Here is a 1,017-nt window from a genome sequence, read left to right on the forward strand (position 1 = left end):
TAACGCCGCGTTAAGGGGTGAGCAACGCAACTACCAACTCACCGCATTACACTAAAAACTAATAAAATCAACGCATAACGAAAATGCTACGCGTTGCGAATCCCTCTTTAACGCCTTGTTAGGGCTATGCTACACGCCACTTGTTGTCTTGCTCTTCTAAATGTAACTCTGCCATTGTTGATTCAATTTCTGAGTCTGAAAGCATATTTAGCAAAAGACCTATTTGGCTATCGTCGTCATTGAACTCTGCATACAATGCACGAAGAGTCACATCGGCTGTCCTTGGAATGACTGACTGCCCCTTTTCCCAGCGAGCAACTGTTTGAGTGTCTACTCCTAACAAGTTACCCAGCGCCTTTTGCGACATATTGAGCTCGATGCGAATAAACTTGAACTCTTGATGAGAAATAGGCCTTACCTGAGATACTATGTTTCTACCGATAAGAGCGTGCAACTCATAAAGGTTGTCGATACTAACAAATTCTTCATCCTCTACTTTGTCGATAGTAAAGCCATTTGTTAAATAAACATACGGTAGACCACATTCTTTATAGTGATACATATTAGCCCCTTTACTTAACTATAACCGTAACAACAAATGCAGATGGATCGTTTTCGTGTCTCTTTAAGGAAACAACAACTTCTACGATTTCACCAGCAGCCATACCTTGAAGGTTACATTTCCAGTCGCCTCTAGGTGTTTGATGAGGAGCTTCCGTTATTCTACTGTGCTTATTGCTAAGTACCTGAAATACTTGCATTCGAGTCACACCACGTTGTTCCATGCGTTCTCTCGCATGAGAACTAATGTAAACTCTCGCTGTATGATTACTTGCCAGTTCATTGATAAGTTTCTTTGCTGACGCTGAGGTCAGCGGGAACTCATCTATTCCCTCAAGTTTATTATCTGACATACGGACTACCTATCAATTTGATAGCTTCAATTATGAGCGAGAAAAAGAATAAAAGCAAGATTTGATGAATAGCCCTAACGCCCGCTTAAGGGGCTGACAACGC

The 1,017-nt window shown here is 41.6% G+C and carries 2 protein-coding genes; both read right to left on the reverse strand.

Annotated elements, in window-relative coordinates; genetic code table 11:
- Positions 1–124: 124 nt before the first annotated feature.
- Positions 125–562, reverse strand: a complete 438-nt coding sequence (locus FKN93_RS17385) for a helix-turn-helix domain-containing protein (RefSeq protein ID WP_062907537.1) — start codon at positions 560–562, stop codon at positions 125–127.
- 10 nt (positions 563–572) lie between these two features.
- Entirely contained in the window at positions 573–914 is a 342-nt protein-coding gene (locus tag FKN93_RS17390; RefSeq protein ID WP_045570177.1) for a DUF4258 domain-containing protein, read from the reverse strand.
- Between the last annotated feature and the right edge of the window lie 103 nt (positions 915–1,017).

It is taken from the genome of Vibrio sp. A8-1 (genome assembly GCF_013048685.1).
In the GTDB taxonomy this organism is placed as follows: Bacteria; Pseudomonadota; Gammaproteobacteria; order Enterobacterales; family Vibrionaceae; genus Vibrio; species Vibrio metschnikovii.

Excerpts from the sequence above, each read along its gene's own strand:
- FKN93_RS17390 (WP_045570177.1), bottom strand. The coding sequence starts at position 914 with ATGTCAGATAATAAACTTGAGGGAATAGATGAGTTCCCGCTGACCTCA.
- FKN93_RS17385 (WP_062907537.1), bottom strand. The coding sequence starts at position 562 with ATGTATCACTATAAAGAATGTGGTCTACCGTATGTTTATTTAACAAAT.